Origin of the sequence: Variovorax sp. PDC80 (genome assembly GCF_900115375.1) — a bacterium.
GTDB lineage: Bacteria > Pseudomonadota > Gammaproteobacteria > Burkholderiales > Burkholderiaceae_C > Variovorax.
Genome location: NZ_FOWG01000011.1, coordinates 54,699 through 78,135 on the forward strand (window position 1 = coordinate 54,699; position 23,437 = coordinate 78,135).

Here is a 23,437-nt window from a genome sequence, read left to right on the forward strand (position 1 = left end):
GCCACGGGCCGCGAGCGCCTACGATGGCATGCCATGCCCGCGCAGGAAGAAGATCTCGTCGTCGCACGCCCCGAGGGCCTGTACTGCCCGCCGGGCGATTTCTACATCGACCCCTGGCGGCCGGTCGCGCGCGCCGTCATCACGCACGCGCATTCGGACCATGCGCGCACCGGCCACGGCCACTACCTCGCCCACACCGACAGCGCCGGCATCTTGCGCGCGCGCCTGGGCGCCGACATCCCGCTGCAGACGCTGCCCTACGGCGAGGCGATCGAGCACCGCGGCGTGCGCGTGTCGCTGCATCCGGCCGGCCACGTGCTCGGCTCGGCGCAGGTGCGGCTCGAACATGGCGGCCGCGTCTGGGTCGCCTCGGGCGACTACAAGACCGAGCCCGACGGCACCTGCGCGCCCTTCGAGCCGGTGCCCTGCGACACCTTCATCACCGAGTCCACCTTCGGCCTGCCGATCTACCGCTGGCCCTCGCAGGCGCAGCTCATCGCGGAGATCGACGCCTGGTGGCGCGCCAATGCCGAGGCCGGCCGCGCCTCGGTGCTGTTCTGCTATGCCTTCGGCAAGGCGCAGCGCATCCTGCATGGCGTCGACGCCTCGATCGGTCCGATCGTCGTGCACGGCGCGGTCGAGCCGCTCAATGCCGTCTACCGCGCGGCAGGCGTGGCGCTGCCGGCCACCTTGCGCGTCACCGATCCCGGCGTCGACGCGGCGCTGCTGAAGCGCGCGCTGGTGCTGGCGCCGCCCTCGGCGCAGGGCACGCCGTGGATGAAGCGCTTCGGTACCTATGCCGATGCTTTCGCGAGCGGCTGGATGCAGCTGCGCGGCACGCGGCGCCGGCGCGGCGTCGATCGCGGCTTCGTGATGTCGGACCATGCGGACTGGCCCGGGCTGCAGCAGGCGATCGCAGGCACGGGCGCCGAGCGCGTGTTCGTCACCCATGGCAGCGTGCAGGTGATGGTGCGCTGGCTGTCGGAGAACGGGCTCGACGCGCAGGGCTTCAAGACCGAGTACGGCGACGAGGACGACCAGGAAGCGCCGCCGCCCGCCGGGGAGGCGGCGCCGGCATGAAGGACTTCGCCGCGCTCTACCGCGAGCTCGATGCCAGCACCTCGAGCCTCGCCAAGCAGGCCGCATTGCAGCGCTACCTGCGCGCGGCCGATCCGGCCGATGCCGCCTGGGCCGTCTACTTCCTCGCGGGCGGCAAGCCGCGCCAGCTGGTGCCGACCAAGCTGCTGCGCCTGCTCGCGCAGGAGGCCGCGGGCCTGCCCGAGTGGCTGTTCGACGAGAGCTACGAGGCCGTCGGCGACCTCGCCGAGACCATCGCGCTGCTGCTGCCACCGCCGAGCGAGGCGCACGAGCTCGGGCTCGCGGCCTGGGTCGAGCAGTACCTCTTGCCGCTGCGCGAGGCAGCGAAGGCCGCGCCCGAGGAACTGGCCGACAGGCTGCGCGCGCAGTGGCGCCGGCTCGCGGCCGAGGAGCGGCTGGTCTACTTCAAGCTCATCACCGGCGCCTTCCGCGTCGGCGTGTCGAAGCTGCAGGTCACGCAGGCGCTCGCGGCGGTCGGTGGCATCGATGCCAAGCGCGTCGCGCAGCGGCTCATGGGCTACACCCACATCGGCGCGCGGCCGCGGGCCGGCGACTACGGCACGCTGATCGCGCCCGAGTCCGATGCCGAGCAGGTCCAGAAGACCAGCGGGCAGCCCTATCCCTTCTTCCTCGCGCACCCGTTCAACCTGCCGCTCGAGCAGTTCGACGCGGCGCTCGGGCCGCCCTCGGACTGGATCGTCGAGTGGAAGTGGGACGGCATCCGCGCGCAGCTCGTGAAGCGCGCGGGCGTGGTGTGGCTGTGGTCGCGCGGCGAGGAACTGGTGACCGAGCGCTTCCCCGAGCTCGCGGCGCTCGGCGAGGCGCTGCCCGACGGCACGGTGGTCGACGGCGAGATCGCCGTGTGGCGCGACGGCCGGGTGCAGCCCTTCGCCGAGCTGCAGAAGCGCATCGGCCGCAAGACGCTGGGCGCGAAGCTGCTGCGCGAGATCCCGGTGGTGCTGCTGGCCTACGACCTGCTCGAGTGGGAGGGCCGCGACCTGCGCGCGCTGCCGCAGGCCGAGCGCCGCGCGCTGCTCGACGAGCTGGTCGCGCGCCTCGCGCATCCGCTGCTGCTGCCGAGTCCGATGCTCGTCGGCGCCGACTGGGCCGATCTCGCGCGCCAGCGCGAGGCGGCGCGCAGCATGGGCGTCGAAGGGATGATGCTCAAGCGCCGCAGCGCGCAGTACGGCGTGGGCCGCACCAAGGACGTGGGCGTGTGGTGGAAGTGGAAGATCGATCCGCTGAGCATCGACGCGGTGCTGGTCTATGCGCAGCGCGGCCATGGCCGCCGCGCCAGCCTCTACAGCGACTATACCTTCGCCGTGTGGGACGGCCCGCCCGAACAGGCTGAGCGCAAGCTCGTGCCCTTCGCCAAGGCCTACTCGGGCCTCACCGATGCCGAGATGGCGCGCGTCGACGCGGTCATCCGCAAGACCACCATCGAGAGCTTCGGGCCGGTGAAGAGCGTCAAGCCCACGCTGGTGTTCGAGCTGGGCTTCGAGGGCATCGCGCGCAGCGCGCGCCACAAGAGCGGCATCGCGGTGCGCTTTCCGCGCATGCTGCGCTGGCGCGAGGACAAGCCGGTGCAAGAGGCCGACACGCTGCAGACGCTGGCCGCGCTGCTGCCCGGATGAGTGACCCGACCGATCCCGAATCTCTCCCTCCCCCTTTGGGGGAGGGCCGGGGTGGGGGCACGCGGCGCATCCAGCGTCAGCCGCGTGTCGAAGGGCGCGAGCCCCCATCCCGACCTTCCCCCAGAGGGGGAAGGAGCAAAGTCAAGGCGGCGCTCGACGCCTGGTTCGCCGCGCGCGGCTGGAAGCCCTTCAAGTTCCAGCGCGAGGTCTGGAAGGCCGTGGCGCAGGGTCGCTCGGGCCTGCTGCATGCGACCACCGGCGCGGGCAAGACCTATGCCGTGTGGCTCGGCGCGCTGCTGGCCCATGCGCAGGCGGCGCGCCCGCGCAAGGACGGCGCGCGGCCGGCACCGGCACCGCCGCTCACCGTGCTGTGGCTCACGCCGATGCGCGCGCTCGCGGCCGACACCCTGCGCGCGCTCCAGCAGCCGCTGGAGGCGCTCGGTGCCGGCGTGCAGCCCTGGAGCGCGGGCGCGCGCAGCGGCGACACCTCCTCGGCCGAGCGCAGCGCGCAGAACACGCGCCTGCCCACGGTGCTGGTCACCACGCCCGAGAGCCTGTCGCTGCTGCTCGCGCGCGCCGATGCCAGCGAGGTGCTGGGCGCCGTCAAGATGGTGGTGGTCGACGAGTGGCACGAGCTGCTCGGCAACAAGCGCGGCGTGCAGGTGCAGCTCGCGCTCGCGCGGCTGCGGCGCTGGAACGCGGGGCTCGCGGTCTGGGGCATGTCGGCCACGCTCGGCAACCTGCACGAGGCGATGCATGCGCTGCTGGGCCACGACGACGGCGTGCTGGTGCAGGGCCAGGTGCCGAAGAAGCTGGTCATCGATTCGCTGCTGCCGGGCCGCGCCGAGCGCTTTCCCTGGGGCGGCCACCTGGGCCTCACGATGCTGCCGCAGGTGCTCGAGGAGATCGCGGCCAGCAGCACCACGCTGGTCTTCACCAACACGCGCTCGCAGTCGGAGATCTGGTACCAGGCGATGCTCGAGGCGCGGCCCGAATGGGCCGGCACCATCGCGCTGCACCACGGCTCGCTCGACCGCGAGGTGCGCGAGTGGGTCGAGCTGGGCCTGAAGAGCGGCGAGCTCAAGGCCGTGGTCTGCACCTCGAGCCTGGACCTCGGCGTCGACTTCCTGCCGGTGGAGCGCGTGCTGCAGATCGGCTCGCCCAAGGGCGTGGCGCGGCTGCTGCAGCGCGCGGGCCGTTCGGGCCATGCGCCGGGCCGACCCTCGCGCATCACGCTGGTGCCCACGCACAGCATCGAGATGGTCGAGGGCGCGGCGGCGCGTGCCGCGATCGCCGAGGGCCACATCGAGGCCCGCCATTCGCCCGACCAGCCGCTCGACGTGCTGGTGCAGCACCTCGTGACCGTGGCGCTCGGCGGCGGCTTCGTGCCCGACGAGCTCTACGAGGAGGTGCGCGGCACGGCCGCCTATGCCGGCCTCACGCGCGCGCACTGGGCCTGGTGCCTGGACTTCGTCGCGCAGGGCGGCGCCTCGCTCGCGGCCTATCCCGACTACAAGCGCGTGGTGCCCGATGAGCAAGGCGTGTGGCGCGTGCCCGATGCGCGGCTCGCGCGGCGCCACCGCATGAACATCGGCACCATCGTGAGCGACGCGAGCATGGCGGTGCAGTACCTCGGCGGCGCGAGGATCGGCAGCGTGGAGGAGGGCTTCGTCGCGCGCATGAAGCCCGGCGACTGCTTCCTGTTCGGCGGCCGGCTGCTCGAGCTGGTGCGCATCCACGACATGACGGCCTGGGTGCGGCGCGCCAGCGGCCAGCGGCCCGCGGTGCCGCGCTGGAATGGCGGGCGCATGCCGCTGTCGAACACGCTGGCCGACGCGGTGGTGCAGCAGCTCGCGCTGGCCGACCAGGGCCGGTGGGAGTCGCCCGAGCTGCGCTGCGTGCGGCCGCTGCTCGAACTGCAGCAGCGGTGGTCGGCATTGCCCACGCCGCGAACGCTGCTGGCCGAGACGCTGAAGACGCGCGAGGGCTGGCACCTGTTCCTCTATCCCTTCGCGGGCCGCCACGTGCACCTGGGGCTCGCGAGCCTGCTGGCCTGGCGCGTGGCGCAGCACGAGGCGCGCACCTTCTCGATCGCGGTCAACGACTACGGCTTCGAGCTGCTGAGCGCGAGCGAGGTCGACTGGCCCGCGCGGCTGCCCGAGGTGCTCGGCATGCCGGCGGGCGACGCGGCGCAGGCGCACGAGGCGCTGCTGCACGAGGTGCTGGCCTCGCTCAACGCGGGCGAGCTCGCGCAGCGGCGCTTTCGCGAGATCGCGCGCGTGTCGGGGCTGATCTTCCAGGGCTATCCCGGTGAGAAGCGCAGCAGCCGGCAGCTGCAGGCCTCGTCCTCGCTGTTCTGGGAGGTGTTCCGCAAGTACGACCCCGACAACGCGCTGCTCGCGCAGGCCGAGCGCGAGCTGCTGTCGCAGGAGCTCGAGATCGGCCGCCTCGCCGCCAGCCTCGCGCGCATGGGCACGCAGCAACTGGTGCTGCGCGTGCTCGAACGGCCGACGCCGTTCTCGTTTCCGCTGATGGTCGAGCTGTTCCGCGAGAAGCTGTCGAACGAGAACGTGGCCGACCGCATCGCGCGCATGGTCGAGCAGCTCGAGAAGGCGGCCGGCGGTGCCGTGACCGCGGGCGGTGCGGAGCGGGTGCGCAGCACGCTGGCCTTCGGGCAGGAGGGCGCCGCCCGGCCGCCGGCGCCGCGACGCGAACGCCGGCGGCGCCCTTGACGCTTCAGCCGGCGCCGTGGGCCCTGGCCCAGCGCACGATGTCGGCCGCGCCCATCGCGCCGGCCTGGCGCGCGACCTCGCGGCCGCCCTTGAACAGCGCCAGGGTCGGGATGCTGCGGATGTTGAAGCGCGCGGCCAGCGCGGGCACGGCCTCGGTGTCGACCTTGGCGACGCGCACGCGCGGCTCGAGCTGCGCCGCGGCCTGCTCGTAGGCCGGCGCCATCTGGCGGCACGGGCCGCACCACGGGGCCCAGAAGTCGACCAGCACCGGGATCTCGTTGCGCGCGATGTGGCGGTCGAAGCTCGCCACGTCGGGCAGCGCGGCCGAGTGGGCGCCGAACAGCGGCTTGTGGCAGTTGCCGCAGTCGGGCGCGCTGGCCAGTTGGGCCTCGCGCACCCGGTTGGTGGTGTGGCAGTGCGGGCAGACGATGTGCAGCGTGGGCGATTCGGTCATCCGGCAAAGCTAGGGGCAGGGCGGGCGAATTGCAAGTCGGACGCGGTCGCACGGCGCTTTTGCGACACTGGCCGCCAATGAGTTCCCTTCCGTCTTCTTCCACTTCGACGCCGCTGCCGCTCCAATGGGCGGGCGAAGCGGTGCAGCTGCTGCCCGAGCGCGCGCTCTGGTGGCCGGCCGGGCAGGCGCTGTTCGTCGCCGACCTGCACCTGGGCAAGGCTGCCACCTTCCGCGCGCTGGGCCTGCCGGTGCCGGGCGGCACCACGCTCGAGAACCTCGCGCGGCTCGATCTGCTGATCGCGCGCCATGCGCCGCGGCGGCTGGTGTTCCTCGGCGACTTCCTGCATGCGGCGCCCGCGCGCGCCGTGCTGCCCGTGGTGCGGGAATGGCGCGAGAAGCATGCGGCGCTCGCGATGACGCTGGTGCGCGGCAACCACGACAGCCGCGCGGGCGATCCGCCGCCCGCGCTTCGCATCGAGGTGGTCGACGAGCCCTGGCTGCTCGGCCCCTTCGCCTGCTGCCACCATCCGCAGGCGCATCCCACGCACTTCGTGCTCGCGGGCCATCTGCATCCGGCGCGCCGGCTGCATGGGCCGGGGCGCGACAGCGTGCGGCTGCCGTGCTTCGTGCACGAGGAAGGACAAGGGCGAGGGCAGGCCGTGCTGCCCGCCTTCGGCGAGTTCACGGGCGGCTGGACGATGGAGTCGGTGCCGGGGCGGCGCTTCTATGCGGTGGGCGGATCGGCCGTGTGGGCGCTGCCCGCGGCCGATTGAGCAAGCGGCTCAGAGCACCACGGGTTCGTCGGGCAGCTCGTTGCGGTCGGGTTCGTCGTCGCGCAGCGGGAAGTGCTCGACCAGCAGCGCCGACATCTCCTCGAGCGCCTGCGTGAGCCCGTCCTCGAAGCGGCCCTCGCGAAAGGCCGCGCCCATGCGCTGTGCCATCGCGCGCCAGTCGTCGTCGCTCACCCGCGCATCGATGCCGCGGTCGGCCACGATCTCGATCGCGTGCTCGGCCAAGAGCAGGTAGATCAGCACGCCGTTGTTGTGCTCGGTGTCCCACACGCGCAGCTTGCCGAACAGCGTGACCGCGCGCTGCCGCGCCGGCGCCTCGCGGCGCAGGTAGGACATCGGCAGGCCGGCCTCGATGCAGATGCGGATCTCGCCGCTGTGGCGCCGCTCGCTCGCGCCCACGCGCGCGGCCAGCCGCGCGAGCGCGTCGGCCGGCAGCACGCGGCGCACCGCGGCCTCGTCGATCCAGCGATGGCGCCACATGCGGCCGAGTTTGGAGAAGAGGGTTGCCATGCTCACCAGTCTCCCGAGGCGCCGCCGCCGCCGAAATTGCCGCCGCCACCCGAGCTGAAGCCGCCGCCTCCGCCGCCGCTGCGGCCACCACCGCCGCCCCAGCCGCCACCTCCGCCGCCGCTCCAGCCACCGCCGCCACCCCCGCTGATCCAGCCCCCACCGCCGAAGCGTGCGAGGCCCGAGGCCAGCGAGACCACGAGCGCGACCATGCCCGCGAGCACCGCGATCACGAGGCTGGTGGTGAGGAAGAACGCGACCACGCCGATGCCGCCGCCCATGACCACCGAGCCCAGGGTCTTGCCGAGGATCGCGCGCACGATCGGCGCGCCGATGAAGACGCCCACGAACAGGAAGATCGCGAGGTTCTCCCAGTCGAAGCCCTGGCTGCCGCCATTGCCGCCGTCGCGCGCGGGCTCGGGCAGCGGCTCGCCGTCGACCAGGCCGATCAGCCGGTCGACCGCCGCGTTGATGCCGCCCGCGAAGTCGCCGTTGCGAAAGCGCGGCTTCATCTCCTCGTCGACGATGCGCGCCGCCGCGAGATCGGGCACCGCGCCCTCGAGCGCCTTGGCGGGGGCGATGCGCATCCGGCGGTCGTCCTTGGCGACGATCACGAGCAGGCCGTCGCCCACGCCCTTGCGGCCGATCTTCCAGGCATCGCCCACGCGCTGGGTGTAGCTCTCGATGTCCTCGGGCTGCGTGGTCGGCACCATCAGCACCGCGATCTGAGAGCCCTTGCGCTGCTCGAAGGCGGCGAGCTTGGTCTCGAGGCCGGCGCGTTGCGCGGCGTCGAGCGTGCCGGTCTGGTCGATCACGCGCGCCGTGAGCGCGGGCACCGGCAGCGGGGCCTGCGCGAAGGCCGGCAGCGCGGCCCAGCCGAGCGCTACGGCGAGCAGCGCGGCCAGCAGGCGGCGGATCAGGGCTGCGGCCATCGGCGCAGCTTTGCCTTACTTCTTCGGCGCGCCGAAGTCGACCGTCGGCGGCACCGAGATCTGGGCCTCGTTCTGCACCGAGAAGTTCGGCTTGGGCGCGTAGCCGAAGACCTTGGCCGTGAGGTTGGTGGGGAAGCTGCGCGCGAGCACGTTGTACTCCTGCACGCTCTCGATGTAGCGGTTGCGCGCCACGGTGATGCGGTTCTCGGTGCCCTCGAGCGTCACGCGCAGGTCGCGGAACGACTGGTTGGCCTTGAGGTCGGGGTAGCGCTCCGACACCACCATCAGCCGCGACAGCGCCGAGGAGAGCTCGCCCTGCGCCTGCTGGAACTTGTTGAAGGCCTCGGGGTTGTTGAGCGTCTCGGGCGTGACCTGGATCGAGGTCGCCTTGGCACGCGCCTCGATCACCTTGGTCAGCGTGTCCTGCTCGAAGGCCGCTTCGCCCTTCACGGTGGCGACGATGTTGGGCACCAGGTCGGCGCGCCGCTGGTACTGGTTGAGCACCTCGCTCCAGGCCGACTTGCTGGCCTCGTCGAGCGACTGGAACTGGTTGTAGCCGCATCCGCTGAGGGACAGGACCGCCGCGAGGATCAGGAGCCAGCGCTTCATCATCATTTGCATTACCTCCACAGAATGGGGCCGAAGTTAGCATAGGTGCCCCTATGTCCCTCGATCCGCTCCAAGCCCTGCGCGGCGCGAACCGCCCGGCGGTGCCCATCCCCGACGCCTCCGCCGCCTTCGGCACGCTGCTCATTGCCGGCGCCACCGGCGCGCTGGGGCAGGACCTGCTGCACCGGCTCGCGGGCAGCCACCGCCATGCGCATGTGCGCGTGCTCGTGAGCGAGCCCATGCACGACGGGCTGCCCGGCGTCGAGTCCTGCCTGTGCCCGTCGCTGCCCATCGAGCAGTGGCCGCCGACCTCGGCCCGGGCCGCGATCGTGGCCTTCGACGCGCCGCGCCTGTACCACGGCCGCGAGCGCGCGCTGTGGCTGCCCGACCCCGCGCAACTGCCGGCGCTCGCGCGCTGGCTGCGTGCCTGCGGCGTGCAGACCCTCGCAATCGTGCAGCCGCACGACCAGGGCCGGTTGCCCGAGGCGCTCAAGCGCGGCCTCGCGAACCTCGACGAGCAGGCCGTGGTGGCCTGCGGCTTCGAGCGCCTGCTGATCCTGCGCTCGGCGCGCAAGCCGGCCGCGGCGCAGCGCGCGAGCCGCCCCGAGCGGCTGGCGGCCTGGATGCTCGGAACGCTGAGCTACATGGTGCCCAGCAGCGAGCAGCCGGTGCGGCCGTCGAAGCTGGCCGAGTTGGTCGACCTCGCGCTGCGCATCGCGCCGCCGGGCGTGCACATCGCGGCGCCCGAGGTGGTGTGGCGCGCGGCGCAACCCGGGGCGATGCAGGCGGTGGCGCGCGAGTGGCTCGGCGCGCCGGCCGACGCGTAGCCGCTCAGCCGCGCCACTGGCGCAGCAGCTCCCGCGATTCCATCACCAGCCCGAGGTGCAGCGAGACCATCGCGAGCGCCGCGCTCTCGAGCCGCGTGTCGGTGCCGCGCACCAGGTCGCGCAGCACGATCACGCGGTAGTTGTGGTTGTTGGCGTCGAAGGCGGTGTTGAGCACGCAGCAGTCGGTGAAGCCGCCGTCGAGCACGACGGTCTCGATGCGCTGGTTGCGCAGCAGGAAGTCGAGGTCGGTGGGATAGAAGGCCGAGAGGCGCCGCTTGCTGTCCACGCGCAGGTCGCCGGGTTCCACGCGCGTGACCCACTCGGTCCACTTCGAGCCCTCGAGGGCATGCGCGTCGGCGTTCGGGATCTCGCCCACGTGCAGCGGGAAGGTGCGCCGCCAGGCGGCCGGAATGCCGCGCAGGTCGTCGCTGCCGTCGGGCCGCAGCACCGACTTCACGTGCACGATGCGCACGCCGAGCGCGCGCGCTTCGTCGTGGAAGCCGTCGATCGGCGCCACCACCTCGCGGGCGCGCGGCGCCGGGCACGGGCAGGCGGGATCGTCGTCGAGGTGGCCGCGGTGCATGTCGATCGAGACCACCGCGGTGGTCCTCGGATCGAGGTAGTCGGCGAAGCGCGCCGCCTCGAGCTCGCGCGGCTCGTCGTAGACCCAGGCCTTCAGCGTCATCTTCTTTCCTCCCGCACATAGGCCTGGCCGAGGGCGCCGGGCTCCTCGTCGGCGCCGCGCCGCGACAGCGCCACCCAGACCATCACGCCGAGCGTCACCGCGTACGGCGTCATCATCACGAAGTACTGCGGCAGCCGAACGCCGGCCGCGGCCAGTTGCGGGATCAGCGCCTCGATGCAGCCGAACAGCAGCGCGCCCACCAGCGCCTTCCACGGCGACCAGCGCGCGAAGATCACCAGGCCCACCGCGATCCAGCCACGCCCGCCGGTCATGCCCGCGATCCACAGCTTGGTGCTGACCACCGAGATGTAGGCGCCCGCCAGGCCCACCAGCGCCGAGCCCGCGAGCACCGCCGCGAAGCGCCAGGCCGGCACGCGGATGCCGGCCGCGTCGGCCGCCTGTGGGTTCTCGCCCACGGCGCGCAGCCGCAGGCCGGTGGCGGTGCGCGCGAAGAACCAGGCCACCGCACCGAACAGCGGCAGCGTGAGCCACACCATCGCGTTCTGCTCGAACAGCCGGCCCACGCCCGGCAGCAGCGACAGCGGCCACAGCCCCATCGCGCCGATGCCCTCGGTGGCATGGTTGGTCCACCCGGCCAGGCTGCCGACCAGCGCCGTCAGGCCCTGGCAGAAGAACACCAGCGCCAGCCCCGCGATCACCTGGTTCACGCGCAGCCAGATCACCATGACCGCGAACAGCACCGACACCGTGGCCGCCGCCAGCATCGCGAGCGCCAGCGACACCGCGGGCTGCCCGATCGCGATCTGCGCGCCGATGCCGGCCAGCGCGCCCACCAGCATCAACCCCTCGGCGCCGAGCGAGAGCACGCCCGCGCGTTCGCTGAGGATCAGGCCGAGCGCGGCCAGCGCATAGGGCACCGCGAAGTCGGGCGTGCTCGCGAGCCAGTTGAGGATCACGCCGCCGTTCATGGCGCGGCCTCCGTGCCGACGCGGCGCAGCCGGTGGCGGATGAAGAAGTCGCTCGAGGCGACGCACACCACGATGATGGCCTGGATCAGCTGCACCATCGAGAACGGCACCTGGTAGAACACCTGCAGGCTGCGCCCGGTGACGAACAGCGCCGCCACCAGCAGCGCCACCACCGTGGCCGCGAGCGGGTTGTTGCGCGCGAGGAAGGCGATCAGGATGCCCGAGAAGCCGTAGCCCTGGTAGAAGGCCTGCGTGAGCCGGCCCTCCTGGCCCGCGGCGACCGCGAAGCCCGCGAGCCCGGCCATCGCGCCCGACAGCAGCACCGCGCCGTAGATCGTGCGCCGCACCGGTACGCCGTTGGCATGCGCCACGCGCGGGTTGGCATCGACGAAGCGCAGGTACAGGCCCGCGCGGCTCACACCCACCAGCCACCAGGCCAGCAGCGCGACGATGCCCGCGAGCAGGATCGCGCTGCCGATGCCGGCCCCGAGCTCGGGCAGCCGCTCGAAGGCGCGGAACTGCGGCGAGTAGGGGAAGCTGTCCTTCGGATCCTTCCAGGCGCCGTAGACCAGGTGCAGCAGGAAGTTGGCCGCCATGTAGTTGAGCATCAGCGTCGAGATGATCTCGTTCACGCCCAGCCTGAGCTTGAGCCACGCGGGCCCGAGCACCCACAGCAGGCCGCAGCCGATGGCGGCCGCGAACATCAGCGGCAGGCGCAGCGGCTCGGGGCCGAGCTGCCAGATCGAGACGGCGGTCGCACCGATGGCGCCCCAGATCATCTGGCCCTCGAGCCCGAGGTTCCAGAAGCGCGCGCGAAAGGCCAGCGAGCCCGCGAGGCCGACCAGGATCATCGGCGCGGCCTGGAACAGCACGGCGCGGAAGTTCTGGCCGTCGAGGAAGGTCTGGGTCACGAACTCGTTGGCGAGCTCGTCGGCCGGCACGCCCGCGGCCACGAGGATCGCGGCCGAGATCGCGAAGCCCGCGGCCAGCGCAGCCGCGAGGATCAGCGCCTGCCAGCGCCAGGCCATGTGCTGGCGGATCTCGAGCGCGTAGCGGCGGCGTGCCAGCGGCTGCACGCGATGCGGTGCCGTGCCGCGCGCGGTGTCGGGGGCGAGCGCGGCTTCAGCCATGGTCCACCATCGCCTGCCCGATGGCCTGGCGGTCGGCCGGCTGCGCGAACTCGCCCGCGATGCGCCCGCGCGTCATCACGCCCACGCGGTCGGCCAGCTGCAGCACCTCGTCGAGGTCCTCGCTGATCAGCAGCACCGCGGCGCCGCCGTCGCGTGTGGCGCGCAGCCGCGCATGCACCTCGGCGCTGGCGCGCACGTCGAGCCCGCGGCTCGGGCTGTGCGCGAGCACCAGCGTGGGCGACTTGCCGAACTCGCGCGCCAGCACCAGCTTCTGCGCATTGCCGCCCGACAGCAGCGCGGCCTTCTGCGCCACCGAGCGCACGCCCTGCACGTCGAAGGCGCGCACCGCTTCCTGCGTGTCGGCCTGGATGCGGCCGCGCCGCAGCCGCCACACCGGGCCGTAGCGGCCCGTGTGCACGCGGCCGATGGCGTAGTTCTCGGCCACCGACAGCCCGCCCGCGAGCGCGAGCCCGTAGCGGTCGGCCGGGATCGCCGCGATGCCGAGCCCGCGGCGCGCCGCGGCGGCCATCGCCTTCAGGTCGCCATGGCCCTCGAGCCGGATCTCGCCCTCGACGGCTTCGCCCGGCAGGCCGAGGATCGCGCCGGCCAGCTCGCCCTGGCCGTTGCCGCCGACGCCGGCCAGGCCGTAGATCTCGCCCGCGTGCAGCACGAGGTCGACGCCGTCGAGCACGCGGCGTCCCTCGGGCGAGGCGGTGGTGCGCAGGCCGCGCACCGACAGGCGCACCGCGCCGCGTGCCGAGGGCGCGGGCCGGAAAGCCGAGGCCGCGACCGCCTCGCCCACCGTGAGCTTCACGAGCTCGGCGACCGATGCATCCTGCGGGCGCAGCGTGGCCACGGTGCGGCCGCCGCGCATGACGGTCACGCGGTCGGCATAGGTCTTCACGTCGGCCATCTTGTGCGTGACCAGCACCACCGCGGCGCCGCCACGCGCGAGCCCCTGCACGGTCTGCAGCAGCCGCGCGGCCTCCTGGTCGGTCAGCACGGCGGTGGGCTCGTCGAGGATCAGGATGCGCGCGCCCGCGAGCAGTACCTTGAGGATCTCCACGCGTTGCTGCTCGGCGATCGAGAGCGTGTCGACGCGGCGCATCGGGTCGATGTCGAAGCCCAGCGCCGAGGCCTTGTTGCGGATGTCGCGCGCGATGTCGCGCAGCCGCTCGCCATGGCTTCGGAACTCGGCCGAAGGCGGGGCGGTCAGCAGGATGTTCTGCGCCACGGTGAAGGGCCGCACCAGCTTGAAATGCTGGTGGACCATGCCGATGCGCTGGCGCGCCGCATCGCGCGGGCCGGCGAAGCGCACCGCGTTGTCGTCGACCAGCAACTGGCCCGCCTCGGGCGCGTAGAGGCCGGCCGCGATGTTCATCAGCGAGGACTTGCCCGCGCCGTTCTCGCCGAGCAGCGCATGCACCTCGCCCCAGCGCGCGGCGAAGTGCGCGTCGGTCAGCGCCGCGAAGCCGTCGAAGGATTTGCGGATGCCGGTGAGTTCGAGCGCGTTGGGCATGGGGGCGGAACTCCTCGCGGCCTACTTCTGTGTGACCACGCCCTTGACGAACCAGTCCATCTTCCAGAGGTCGGCATCGGACAGCACGGCGCCCTTGGCCACGCGCTCCTTGCCGTCGCGGTCGGCCAGCGGGCCGGCGTAGATCTGCTTGCCCTTCATGAGCGCGTCGCGCTCGGCGGTGATCAGCGCGGCCTTGTCCTTGGGCACGGCCGGGCCGAAGCCCGCGATGTCGGTGCCGCCGTCCTTCATCGAAATGAAGGCGCCGTACTCGGCGGGCTTCCAGTTGCCGGCCATGATCTTCTTGAGCTCGGGCGTCAGGAAGCGGTCCCACACCCAGACCGAGGAGCACAGCGTGGCCTTGGGCGCGAACTGGCGCAGGTCGCGATGGTGGCCGGTGCCGTAGACGCCACGCTCCTGCGCGACGATCTGCGGCGTGGGGCTGTCGACGTGCTGGCCGATCACGTCGGCGCCCTGGTCGATCAGCGCGGCGGCGGCGGCGCGTTCCTTCACGGGGTCGTTCCACGCGCCGGTGTAGATCACGTTGACGGTGGCGTTGGGGTTCATCTTCTGCGCGCCGAGCGCGAAGGCGTTGATGGTCCAGTTCACCACGCCGAAGGGGTTGGCCGCGACGAAGCCCAGCTTGCCGCTCCTGGAGGCCGCACCTGCGGCCATGCCGCACAGGTACTGGCTCTCGTAGGTGCGGCCGTAGAAGGATTCGAGGTTGCGGCCGTTGGTGGTGCCCGAGCCGTTGAGGAAGGCGACGTCGGGGTACTTGGCGGCCAGGTCCTTGAAGCTGTCGGAGTAGCCGAAGGCCGTGCCGATGACGATGTTGGCGCCGCGCTGGATGAACTTCTCGGCCGCGGGCTTGATGGCCGAGGCGTCCTCGGGCACGTTCTCGACGAACTGGATCTTCTGGCCGAGTTCCTTCTCGATCTTCACGCGTGCCTCGTCGAAGGCCTGGGTCCAGCCGCCGTCGTTCTTGGGGCCGAAGTAGAGCATCGCGATCTTGGGCTTGTCCTTGAGCGTGAAGCCGTCGGCGGCGGCCGCGGGCAGCGCCGCGAGGGACGCCGCGCCCGCCGCGAAGGCCAGGGCGAGGCAGGAAACGGGAGTGCGCGACATGGAGCGACCTTTCGAGAGAGGCATGGCGGAAGGGGGCGGGGAAGGAAGAAGGAAAGCGAAGAGGCGCGGGGACGCCGCGTTCGCGTCACAGCATGAAGTTGATGCGGAACACGTTGCCCTCGGGATCGAGCAGCACCGACTGGTACCAGTCGTAGTAGGTGCGATAGGGCGCCTTGACGAGCGTGGCGCCGGCTTCGAGCGCGATCGGCACCATCCGGTCGACCTCGTCCTGGCTGTCGACGTCGATGTTGAGCAGGAACTTCACGCCGCGCGTGTCGGAGAACTCGGCGAGCTGCAGCAGTTCGTAGGCATCGAGTGCGTTGAAGCCCAGGCTCGACTTGCCGGTGTCGAGGCCGCGGAAGATCGGCGAGCGGATCGCCTCGATCTCGGGGAAGCCGAACACGCGCTGGTAGAAGCCGCTGAGCGCGACCACGTCCTTCGCGAAGACGTTGACGTAGGACAGGTGGGCCATGTTCTCTACGCCGTCACCTTGGTGCCGCCGAAGGTCGTCTGCTTGACGAACTTCGAGGTCAGGTGGTCGCCCGAGGAGATCGGCGCGTACTTCGGCTGTTCGCCGGGCGCGAGGCAGCTCGGCAGGCACTCGACCATCGCGTCGTAGTTGGGCTGGTGGAAGAACACCAGCGACTGCCGGCGGTTGGTGCTCGCCACCTCGAAGGGCGGGTTGATCACGCGGTGCAGCGTCGACACCCACTGGTCGTTGGTCCACTGCATCATCAGGTCGGCGATGTTGACGACCAGTCCGCCCTCGACCTGCGGCACGTCGACCCACTGGCCGGCCTTGTTGAACACCTGCAGGCCCTTGTCGTCGGGCAGCACGATCGTGAGGCTGCCGTAGTCGCTGTGCGCGCCCGCGCGCAGCTGGCCCGGCAGCGGCTGCTCGCGCTGCGGCGGATAGCTCAGCACGCGGAACATGCTGATGTGGCGGTCGATCTTGTCGTCGAAGAAGCGCTCGGGCAGCGCGAGGCCGAGCGCGAACACGCGCATCAGCGAGCGCGAGAGATCGCTCATCGCCTCGAAGTAGCCCTCGTAGGCTTCGCGGAAGCCCTCGATCGGCGGCCAGCTGTTGGGCTCGAAATGCGGACCGGCCGCGGGACCGCGGTGGTAGTCGTCGTCGGGCACGTTCGAGGGGCCGATCGAGAACGACTCCTTGAGGTCGCCCGGTGCCGCTTCCTCGAGGCTGTAAGAGAGGCCTTCCTCGCCGACCGCGCTGTAGCCGCGCACCGCGTCCTCGCGCGGGCGGTCGACCTTGCGCTTCTCGGCCAGGGGCAGCTCGAAGAAGCGCCGCGACAGCGAGGCCACGCGTTCGATCAGCTCGGGCGCGATGCCGTGGTTGGTGATCACGAGGAAGCCGATGCTGCGGCAGGCTTCGTCGACTTTGTGCGCGACCTCGGCCTTGCCTTCGGCGGTGCCGGCGAAGTACGGCGCGAGATCGATGATGGGAACGGACAGCAGGGTCATGGCGAATGGCTCCATGGGCTTGGCATGCCTTTCGCCATGCAACGTCTGTGCCAGTTGGACCAAATGGACAAATCGCTTTCGTCGCGTCAGCATGGTGCGCCGCGAGGCCCTAGCGGACACCGACGCGGCGCAGTGCGATGCACGCGGCCTTACAGTGGTGCGCGTTCCGAACCAACGACCGACGAAGACAGAAAGAGCAAGGGAAGATGCCGAAGACCAAGGCGCTGGCCGCTGCCAGCCACAGCGAGAAGCCGAGCCGCAAGCCCGCCGTGCGCAGCGCGTCGGCGGTGAACCGGCGGCTGCGCCAGATCGAGAACAAGCGCAGCGCGATCCTGGGCGCGGCGCTCGGGCTGTTCTCGCGCTTCGGGCTGCACGGCACCTCGATCGACCAGGTGGCCGCGCGCGCCGACGTGTCGAAGAGCAACCTGCTCTACTACTTCGCGAACAAGGAGGAGCTCTACGTCAACGTGCTGCGCGACCTGCTCGCGCTGTGGCTCGAACCGCTGCGCGGCTTCAGCGCCGAGCAGGATCCGCGCGAGGCGATCGGCGACTACATCCGCCGCAAGCTCGTGATCTCGCGCGACCGGCCCGATGCCTCGCGCCTGTTCTGCCTCGAGATGATCCAGGGCGCGCCGCTGCTGCGCGACGAGCTCGATCGCGAGCTGCGCACGCTGGTGGAGAAGAAATCCGAAGTGATCCGCGCCTGGGTCGAGGCCGGCAAGCTCGCGCCGGTCGATCCGCCGCACCTGATCTTCGCGCTGTGGGCGATCACGCAGCACTACGCCGACTTCGGCGTGCAGGTGCAGGCGCTGTCGGGTCACACGCTGGAAGACGAGGGCTTCTTCGAGCGCACCGTGGAGAACGTGCAGCGCATCGTGCTGCAGGGCATCGAGCCGCGTTGAGTTCGCGGCTTCAGTGCGGCGGCGCCGCGATCTCGTGATAACGCCGATCGAAGTAGATCAACCCCTGCGCCGCGCCGCCGATGGCGATGGCCACGGCTTCGCAGAACAGCACGTCGTGCGTGCCCGCGCTGGTGGCGTGCATCACGCGGCAGTCGAAGGAGACGGCCGCGTCCTCGAGCATCGGCGAGCCGGTGGCGTCGCGGCGCCAGCGACCGGCGGCGAAGCGCTCGTCCATCGGCGTGCGACCACCGAACAGCGCGGACAGCGACTGGTGGCCCGCGGCGAGCACGTTCACGCACAGCACGCCATTGGCCTTGAAGGCCGGGTACACCGAGGCCGAGCGGTTGAGGCACACGAGCAGGGTCGGCGGCTCGTCGGTCACGCTGCAGACGGCCGAGGCCGTGAAGCCGGCGCGGCCCGCGGGACCGTCGGTGGTGATGATGTTGACGGCCGCGCCCAGTCGCGCCATCGCGTTGCGATAGTCGCTTTTCTGCAGGCCGGGCGGCAACCCGGCGGGCGTCGAAATGGAGGCCATGGCGTGTTGCATGCCGGGTGCTTTCAGGCCAGCACGCAGGCCTCGTCGAAGCCCAGGCGCGGCAGGCGCCCGAACAGCTTCGACGCGTCGCCGTGGCCGAGGTTGATGAGGAAGTTGACGGTCCAGTCGCTGCCCTCGAAGAAGGCGGCGTCGACCTTGGCCTTGTCGAAGCCCGACATCGGGCCCGCGTCGAGCCCGAGCGCGCGCGCCGCCAGCAGCAGGTAGCCGGCCTGCAGGCTGGCATTGCGAAAGGCCGTCTCGTGCGCGGCCTCGGGGCTGCCGGTGAACCAGCTGCGCGCATCGGCATGCGGGAACAGCGTGGGCAGCCGGTCGTAGAACCTGCGGTCCCAGGCGGCGATGACGGTGACGGGCGCGCTCATCGTCTTCTCGAGGTTGCCCTTGGAGAGCGCGGGCGCGAGCCGTGCCTTGCCCTCGGGCGTACGCACGAACACGAAGCGCGCGGGCGAGCAGTTGGCCGAGGTCGGGCCGAGGCTGGCGAGCGCGTGCAGCTGGCGCAGCTGCGCGTCGGACACCGGTTCGGCGGTCCAGCCGTTGTGGCTGCGCGCGGCGGTGAAGAGCAGCGCGAGCGCCGCGTCGTCGAGCGAAGTGGAAGTGGTCATGCGATGGCGGCGGGTGCGGCGACCCGCGAGAGGAAATCGAGCAGGCCGCGGTTGAAGGCCTCGGCCTCGGTCACGCTGTGGGCATGGCCGCCGTGCGCGACGAAGTCGAGCGTGACGTCGCGCAGGCCGTCGGCCAGGTGCTGCGAGCAGGTCCAGGGCACGAGCACGTCGTCCTTGGCGGCCGCGATCAGCGCGGGCGCGGCGATCTCGCCGAGGCGCGCGGCGATGTCGAAGGCGCGCAGCGCGCCGATGCGCGCGCGCATGTTGGCCTCGCCCGGAAAGTGCGCGAAGGCATGGTCGACCTCATCGGCCACGCGCTGCGCATGCTCGGCGGCCCAGGCGGCGGGGTACAGGAAGATCGGCTGCGCCTCGACATAGGCGCGCGCGCCGCAGGCGCCGAGCAGCGCGAGCCGTGCGTCGAAGCAGCGTGCCGAATGCGGATTGGGACGGGCCCACGCGTTGACGAGCACCAGGCTCGCGATGCGCGCGGGTGCGTCGAGCGCGAGCTGCAGGCCCACGAGGCCGCCGAGCGCATGGCCCGCGAAGTGGCACTGCGCGGTGCGGGTGGCATCGAGGATCTCGAGCACGTCGCGCGCCATGTCGGCGATCGCATAGGCCTCGGGCAGCGCGGCGGGGCTGCGGCCGGTGCCGCGCTGGTCGTAGGCGATGACGCGGTGGCCGGCGGCGACCAGCGCGCCGAGCTGCGGCTGCCAGAAGCCGGCCGAGCCGCCGAGGCCCGACGACAGCAGCACGGTGGCCGCGGCATCGGACGGGCCATGCACCTCGTAGTGCAGGGTGCTCATCGAGCTCAGGCCTTGCGGCCCACGTGCGCGATCGAGGCGATCTCGATCAGCGCGTCGGGCTTCACCAGGCCGCACTGGATGCAGAAGCGCGCCGGCTTGGTGCCCGGGAAGAACTCGGCATAGACCCCGTTGATCTTCGCGTAGTCGGCCCAGTCCTTGATCATGATCTGGTTGAAGGTCACGTCGTCCATGGTGCCGCCCGCGGCCTCGACCACGCCCTGGATGGTGGCGAGCACGTGGCGCGCCTGCGCGGCGGCGTCGCCGACATGGACCACGTTGTTGTCCTTGTCGAAGGGCAGCGTGCCCGAGACGTAGAGCACGCCGTCGGCGAGCGTGCCGGGCACGTAGGGGGCGAGCGGCACGCCGGTGCCGGGCGGGATGATGGCTTGCTTGGGCATGGGAAGGCTCCTGGAGAAAAGAGGATCAGGCGGTGGCGGCTTCGGCCGGGGCGGGTTGCGACAGCGCGGCCGGCGCGAAGCTGCGGCAGAAGTGGTCGACCGAGGAGACCCAGCCGAAGAAGGTCTCGACGTTGTAGACCGAGGCCTGCTGGATCGCGGGCCCGCCGAGCTCGTGCGTGGCGTCCTCGAGCATCACGGCGAAGTACTCGAGGTGGAAGGCATCGCGCAGCGTGGACTCCACGCAGACGTTGGTCGCGATGCCGGTGAACACGAGGTGGCGGATGCCGCGCGAGCGCAGCGTGCTGTCGAGCGTGCTGTTGAAGAAGCCGCTGTAGCGGGTCTTGGGCACGACGATGTCGCCGGGCTGCGGCTTCATCTCGTCGATGAGCTCGTAGTCCCAGCCGCCCTTGGCGAGGAAGCGGCCCTGCAGTTCGGGCCGCGCGCGCATGGTCTTGAGCGCGTTCGACTTGTGCCAGTTGGGCGAGCCGGGACCGCCGGCCTCGACATAGCCGGCGTCCCAGCCGTTCTGCAGGAACACGACCAGCAGGCCGGCCGCGCGCGCCGCGGCGATGGCGCGCACGATGCCGGCGATGGTGCCCTGCGCGCCCGAGATGTCGAAGCCGGCCGAATCGACGTAGCCGCCGAGCGAGGCATAGGCGTTCTGCATGTCGACCACGACGAGCGCGGTGTCGCTCGCATGCAGCGCGAGCGGCTCGGGGCGCGCGGGCAGGATCAGCGGGGCGGGCGCGCCCGCGGCGCGCGGCGCGCCGACGGGCGTGGTCGAGGTGAGGGTGGCGTTGCGGGCCGGTGCGTTCATGGCGTGCCCCGGTTCAGGCCGCGAGGCGTTCGGGTTCGGCGCGCGAGGGCACCGGGCTCGGCACGTGCGCGCGGCTCTTCATCAGCGGCTGGATGCGCTCGCCGAAGGCCTCGACGCCCGCGAGGAAGTCGTCGAAGGTCAGCAGCACGCCCTCGGTGCCGGGCACCTCGGCCACCTCGTCGAGCAGGCGCGCCACGGTTTCGTAGGAGCCCACGAGCGTGCCCATGTTGATGTTCACGGCCGAGGTCGGGTCGGCCATCTGCCGCACGTTGGTGTCGGCGCCCGATTTGGTGTCGGCCGCGCCCTGCGCGCCGAGCCAGGCGATGGCCTCGCTGTCGGCGCCGGCCTTGTAGTGCTCCCACTTGGCGCGCGCGGCCTCGTCGGTCTCGTCGGCGATCACCATCATCAGCACATAGCTGGTGACGTGGCGGCCCGTGGCGGCGCTGGCCTCGATCAGCTTCTCGGCCGCGGGCGCGAAGGCGCGCGGCGTGTTCACGCCCTTGCCGAAGCAGAAGTTGTAGTCGGCGTACTTGGCCGAGAACGCCATGCCGGCGTCGCTCTGGCCGGCGCAGATCACCTTCATGTCGACCTGCGGGCGCGGGCTCAGGCGGCAGTCGTCCATCCGGAAATGCGTGCCCTTGAAGTCGCAGCGGCCCGTGCCCCAGAGATCGCGCAGCACCTGGATGTATTCGGACAGGTATTCGTAGCGCGTGCCGAAGAACTGGTCGCCGGGCCACATGCCCATCTGCGAGTACTCGGGGCGCTGCCAGCCGGTGACGAGGTTGAGGCCGAAGCGGCCGTTGGAGATCGAGTCGATGGTCGAGGCCATGCGCGCGACGATGGCCGGCGGCATGACCAGCGAGGCCGCGGTGGCGAACAGCTTGATCTTGGTGGTGACGGCCGCGAGCCCGGCCATGAGCGTGAAAGACTCGAGGTTGTGGTCCCAGAACTCCGTCTTGCCGCCGAAGCCGCGCAGCTTGATCATCGACAGCGCGAAGTCGACGCCGTAGTGCTCGGCCTTCAGCGTGATCGCCTTGTTGAGCTCGAAGCTGGGCTTGTACTGCGGGGCGTTCTCGGACAGCAGCCAGCCGTTGTTGCCGATGGGAATGAAGATGCCGACGTTCATGGAAGAGCTCCGGTTGCGGGATGGCGAGGCTCCTTGCATGCGGCGTGCCAGTCGGAAAAATCCTTTCAAATCAATGGCTTGATGATTTTTAGGGCCGTTGTTTTGTCCAAATGGTCCAAAGTGGAGCGGTCGATCGCCCGAGGCTGCGGCGGCACGGTGCGCGCCGTGCCAAAGCAGTGCAGTGCCCGCGTCACGCACGGCGCGGCAGAATCACGCCCATGCCCAAGTCCCCACTCCGCACCGCCGCGGCCATCGGCGGCACCGCCGACGACATCGAGGCCGCCTTCTACGAGGCGCTGCAGCGCGGCGACATCGACGCGCTGATGGCCTGCTGGGCCGACGAGGACGAGGTGTTCTGCGTCCATCCGGGCGGTCCGCGGCTGGTGGGCACGGCGGCGATCCGCTCGGCCTTCGAGCAGATGTTCGGCAACGGCGCGATCCACGCCACGCCCGCGCACGTGCGCAAGATCGACTCGATCGCGAGCGCGGTCCACAACGTGCTCGAGCGCATCGAGGTGCTCACGGTCGAGGGACCGCGCCATGCCTTCGTGCTGGCGACCAACGTCTATCACAAGACCGCGCAGGGCTGGCGCATGGTGGCGCACCATGCGAGCCCGGGCAGCGCGCGCGAGCCCGACGACGCGAACGAGCTGCCGCAGATGCTGCACTGAGCGCCGGGCGTTCTCTTCCTTCGTTCGATGTCCGCGTTCCTTCCTTCTTCCTTTCCCTCCGGCACGCCCGATGCGCCGACGCCGTCCGCGATGGACTACCTGGCGCCACGCTGGCTGCCCGGCGGCAACCTGCAGACGATCTGGGGCGCGCTCTATGCGCGCCGCTTCGAGGGCGCGGCGCCGGTCTACCGGCGCGAGCGCTGGACCGCGCCCGACGGCGACTTCGTCGACGTGGACTTCGCCGATGCGCCCGGTTCGCAGGGCGAGTCTGGCGGCCGGCCCTTGCTGGTGCTGTTTCATGGCCTCGAGGGTTCCTCGCGCAGCCACTATGCCGAGGCCTTCGCCGACTTCGCCGCCGCGCGCGGCATGGACTTCGCGGTGCCGCATTTCCGCGGCTGCAGCGGCGAGATGAACCTCGCGCCGCGTGCCTACCACTCGGGTGACTTCGAGGAGATCGGCTGGATCCTGGCGCGCATGCGCGCGAGCCGCAAGGACGGCGCGCCGGTGCTCGCGGCCGGCGTCTCGCTCGGCGGCAATGCGCTGATGCGCTGGGCCGGCGAGGCCGGCGAGAGCGCCTCGCGGGTGGTGAGCGCGGTGGCCTCGGTGTGCTCGCCGCTCGATCTCGCGGCGGGCGGCGATGCCATCGGCCGCGGTTTCAACCGGCTGGTCTACACCCGCATGTTCCTCGCGACCATGAAGCCCAAGGCGCTGGCCAAGCTGGCGCAGTTCCCGGGGCTGTTCGATGGCGCCCGGCTCGCGGCCGCGCGCGACCTGCGGACCTTCGACGACGTCTTCACCGCGCCGCTGCACGGCTTCGTCGACGCGGACGACTACTGGCGGCGCGGCTCGGCCAAGCCGCACCTGGGCGCGATCCGCGTGCCCGCGCTGGCGGTCAACGCACGCAACGATCCCTTCATTCCCGCGGCCAGCCTGCCGCGGCCCGGCGAGGTCGGCCGCCACGTCACGCTGTGGCAGCCCGCGCACGGCGGCCACGTGGGCTTTCCGATGGGGCGGCCGCCGGGCCATGTGCGCGGCATGCCCGAGCAGGTCGGGCGCTGGCTCTGCCGCCAGGCCGGCGTGCCGGCCGACGCGGTGCGCGCGGCGCCGCGAGGACAATGAG

General features: G+C 71.5%; 25 protein-coding genes. 8 read left to right on the plus strand and 17 right to left on the minus strand.

The genetic code is table 11. The annotated features are described in order from the left end of the window. Positions 1-33 precede the first annotated feature (33 nt). The 3 genes from BM109_RS28260 to BM109_RS28270 are packed head-to-tail and all read left to right on the plus strand — an operon-like array spanning position 34 to position 5,464. The gene (locus tag BM109_RS28260) at positions 34-1,080 is read left to right on the plus strand and encodes a ligase-associated DNA damage response exonuclease (RefSeq protein ID WP_093350335.1); all 1,047 of its coding nucleotides are present in this window, start codon (positions 34-36) and stop codon (positions 1,078-1,080) included. Next, a complete protein-coding gene (locus tag BM109_RS28265) occupies positions 1,077-2,732 on the plus strand; it encodes an ATP-dependent DNA ligase (RefSeq protein ID WP_093350337.1) in 1,656 nt (551 codons plus the stop codon). The genes BM109_RS28260 and BM109_RS28265 overlap by 4 nt, the downstream gene beginning before the upstream one ends. Beyond that, positions 2,729-5,464: a ligase-associated DNA damage response DEXH box helicase gene (locus BM109_RS28270; protein WP_093350340.1), complete on the plus strand. Its 2,736-nt coding sequence runs from the start codon at positions 2,729-2,731 to the stop codon at positions 5,462-5,464. Before BM109_RS28265 ends, BM109_RS28270 begins: the two co-directional genes overlap by 4 nt. A gap of 4 nt (positions 5,465-5,468) precedes the next feature. On the opposite strand, the gene trxC is transcribed toward BM109_RS28270, so the two are convergent. Beyond that, positions 5,469-5,918: a thioredoxin TrxC gene (gene trxC / locus BM109_RS28275; protein ID WP_057593964.1), complete on the minus strand. Its 450-nt coding sequence runs from the start codon at positions 5,916-5,918 to the stop codon at positions 5,469-5,471. 77 nt (positions 5,919-5,995) lie between these two features. Between trxC and pdeM the strand changes: the two genes are divergently transcribed. Further along, a complete protein-coding gene (pdeM, locus tag BM109_RS28280; RefSeq protein ID WP_093350343.1) occupies positions 5,996-6,691 on the plus strand; it encodes a ligase-associated DNA damage response endonuclease PdeM in 696 nt (231 codons plus the stop codon). Between the two features lie 9 nt (positions 6,692-6,700). Here the strand turns inward: pdeM and BM109_RS28285 are convergent, their stop codons facing one another. From BM109_RS28285 to BM109_RS28295, 3 genes are read right to left on the minus strand one after another with little or no spacing between them, the layout of a single operon-like run. After that, positions 6,701-7,219, minus strand: a complete 519-nt coding sequence (locus tag BM109_RS28285; protein WP_172705455.1) for a TPM domain-containing protein — start codon at positions 7,217-7,219, stop codon at positions 6,701-6,703. 2 nt (positions 7,220-7,221) lie between these two features. Then, positions 7,222-8,148, minus strand: a complete 927-nt coding sequence (locus BM109_RS28290; RefSeq protein WP_093350346.1) for a TPM domain-containing protein — start codon at positions 8,146-8,148, stop codon at positions 7,222-7,224. A gap of 15 nt (positions 8,149-8,163) precedes the next feature. After that, positions 8,164-8,763 carry a LemA family protein gene (locus tag BM109_RS28295; protein ID WP_371268851.1) on the minus strand — a complete coding sequence of 200 codons (600 nt, stop codon included), beginning with the start codon at positions 8,761-8,763 and terminating at the stop codon, positions 8,164-8,166. Between the two features lie 47 nt (positions 8,764-8,810). Between BM109_RS28295 and BM109_RS28300 the strand changes: the two genes are divergently transcribed. Beyond that, a complete protein-coding gene (locus BM109_RS28300; protein WP_093350349.1) occupies positions 8,811-9,584 on the plus strand; it encodes a hypothetical protein in 774 nt (257 codons plus the stop codon). A gap of 4 nt (positions 9,585-9,588) precedes the next feature. On the opposite strand, the gene BM109_RS28305 is transcribed toward BM109_RS28300, so the two are convergent. The 7 genes from BM109_RS28305 to BM109_RS28335 form a co-directional block, all read right to left on the minus strand. Beyond that, a complete protein-coding gene (locus BM109_RS28305) occupies positions 9,589-10,263 on the minus strand; it encodes a cysteine hydrolase family protein (protein ID WP_093350923.1) in 675 nt (224 codons plus the stop codon). 2 nt (positions 10,264-10,265) lie between these two features. Continuing rightward, positions 10,266-11,198 carry an ABC transporter permease gene (locus BM109_RS28310; protein WP_093350352.1) on the minus strand — a complete coding sequence of 311 codons (933 nt, stop codon included), beginning with the start codon at positions 11,196-11,198 and terminating at the stop codon, positions 10,266-10,268. Beyond that, positions 11,195-12,328 (minus strand): ABC transporter permease, encoded by a 1,134-nt coding sequence (locus BM109_RS28315; protein WP_093350355.1) that lies wholly within the window; start codon positions 12,326-12,328, stop codon positions 11,195-11,197. The genes BM109_RS28310 and BM109_RS28315 overlap by 4 nt, the downstream gene beginning before the upstream one ends. After that, entirely contained in the window at positions 12,321-13,847 is a 1,527-nt protein-coding gene (locus BM109_RS28320; RefSeq protein ID WP_093350358.1) for an ABC transporter ATP-binding protein, read from the minus strand. Before BM109_RS28320 ends, BM109_RS28315 begins: the two co-directional genes overlap by 8 nt. Before the next feature lie 21 nt (positions 13,848-13,868). After that, positions 13,869-14,966, minus strand: a complete 1,098-nt coding sequence (locus tag BM109_RS28325) for a BMP family ABC transporter substrate-binding protein (RefSeq protein WP_093350361.1) — start codon at positions 14,964-14,966, stop codon at positions 13,869-13,871. 85 nt (positions 14,967-15,051) lie between these two features. After that, entirely contained in the window at positions 15,052-15,438 is a 387-nt protein-coding gene (locus BM109_RS28330) for a VOC family protein (protein WP_093350364.1), read from the minus strand. Between the two features lie 5 nt (positions 15,439-15,443). Further along, entirely contained in the window at positions 15,444-16,445 is a 1,002-nt protein-coding gene (locus BM109_RS28335; protein WP_093350926.1) for an isopenicillin N synthase family dioxygenase, read from the minus strand. Positions 16,446-16,651: 206 nt separating this feature from the next. On the opposite strand from BM109_RS28335, the gene rutR reads away from it, so the two are divergent. Further along, positions 16,652-17,347, plus strand: a complete 696-nt coding sequence (rutR, locus tag BM109_RS28340) for an HTH-type transcriptional regulator RutR (protein WP_093350367.1) — start codon at positions 16,652-16,654, stop codon at positions 17,345-17,347. Positions 17,348-17,357: 10 nt separating this feature from the next. Here the strand turns inward: rutR and rutF are convergent, their stop codons facing one another. The 6 genes from rutF to rutA are packed head-to-tail and all read right to left on the minus strand — an operon-like array spanning position 17,358 to position 21,646. After that, entirely contained in the window at positions 17,358-17,882 is a 525-nt protein-coding gene (rutF, locus tag BM109_RS28345) for an NADH-dependent FMN reductase RutF (RefSeq protein ID WP_256222830.1), read from the minus strand. A 23-nt stretch (positions 17,883-17,905) separates the two neighbouring features. Further along, a complete protein-coding gene (locus BM109_RS28350) occupies positions 17,906-18,502 on the minus strand; it encodes a malonic semialdehyde reductase (RefSeq protein WP_093350373.1) in 597 nt (198 codons plus the stop codon). Next, on the minus strand, positions 18,499-19,305 hold the full coding sequence (rutD, locus tag BM109_RS28355; protein ID WP_093350377.1) for a pyrimidine utilization protein D: 807 nt from the start codon (positions 19,303-19,305) through the stop codon (positions 18,499-18,501). Before rutD ends, BM109_RS28350 begins: the two co-directional genes overlap by 4 nt. A 5-nt stretch (positions 19,306-19,310) precedes the next feature. Further along, complete coding sequence (gene rutC, locus BM109_RS28360) at positions 19,311-19,703, minus strand: pyrimidine utilization protein C (protein WP_093350380.1); 393 nt, start codon at positions 19,701-19,703, stop codon at positions 19,311-19,313. Positions 19,704-19,728: 25 nt separating this feature from the next. Then, entirely contained in the window at positions 19,729-20,520 is a 792-nt protein-coding gene (gene rutB, locus BM109_RS28365) for a pyrimidine utilization protein B (protein ID WP_256222831.1), read from the minus strand. 13 nt (positions 20,521-20,533) lie between these two features. Then, on the minus strand, positions 20,534-21,646 hold the full coding sequence (rutA, locus tag BM109_RS28370; protein ID WP_093350383.1) for a pyrimidine utilization protein A: 1,113 nt from the start codon (positions 21,644-21,646) through the stop codon (positions 20,534-20,536). A gap of 218 nt (positions 21,647-21,864) precedes the next feature. Here rutA and BM109_RS28375 point away from each other — a divergent pair, with 218 nt between their 5' ends. Both BM109_RS28375 and BM109_RS28380 read left to right on the plus strand, forming a co-directional pair. After that, entirely contained in the window at positions 21,865-22,317 is a 453-nt protein-coding gene (locus BM109_RS28375) for a YybH family protein (RefSeq protein WP_057593960.1), read from the plus strand. Positions 22,318-22,344: 27 nt separating this feature from the next. Next, positions 22,345-23,436 carry a YheT family hydrolase gene (locus BM109_RS28380; RefSeq protein ID WP_371268853.1) on the plus strand — a complete coding sequence of 364 codons (1,092 nt, stop codon included), beginning with the start codon at positions 22,345-22,347 and terminating at the stop codon, positions 23,434-23,436. Position 23,437: the final 1 nt, after the last annotated feature.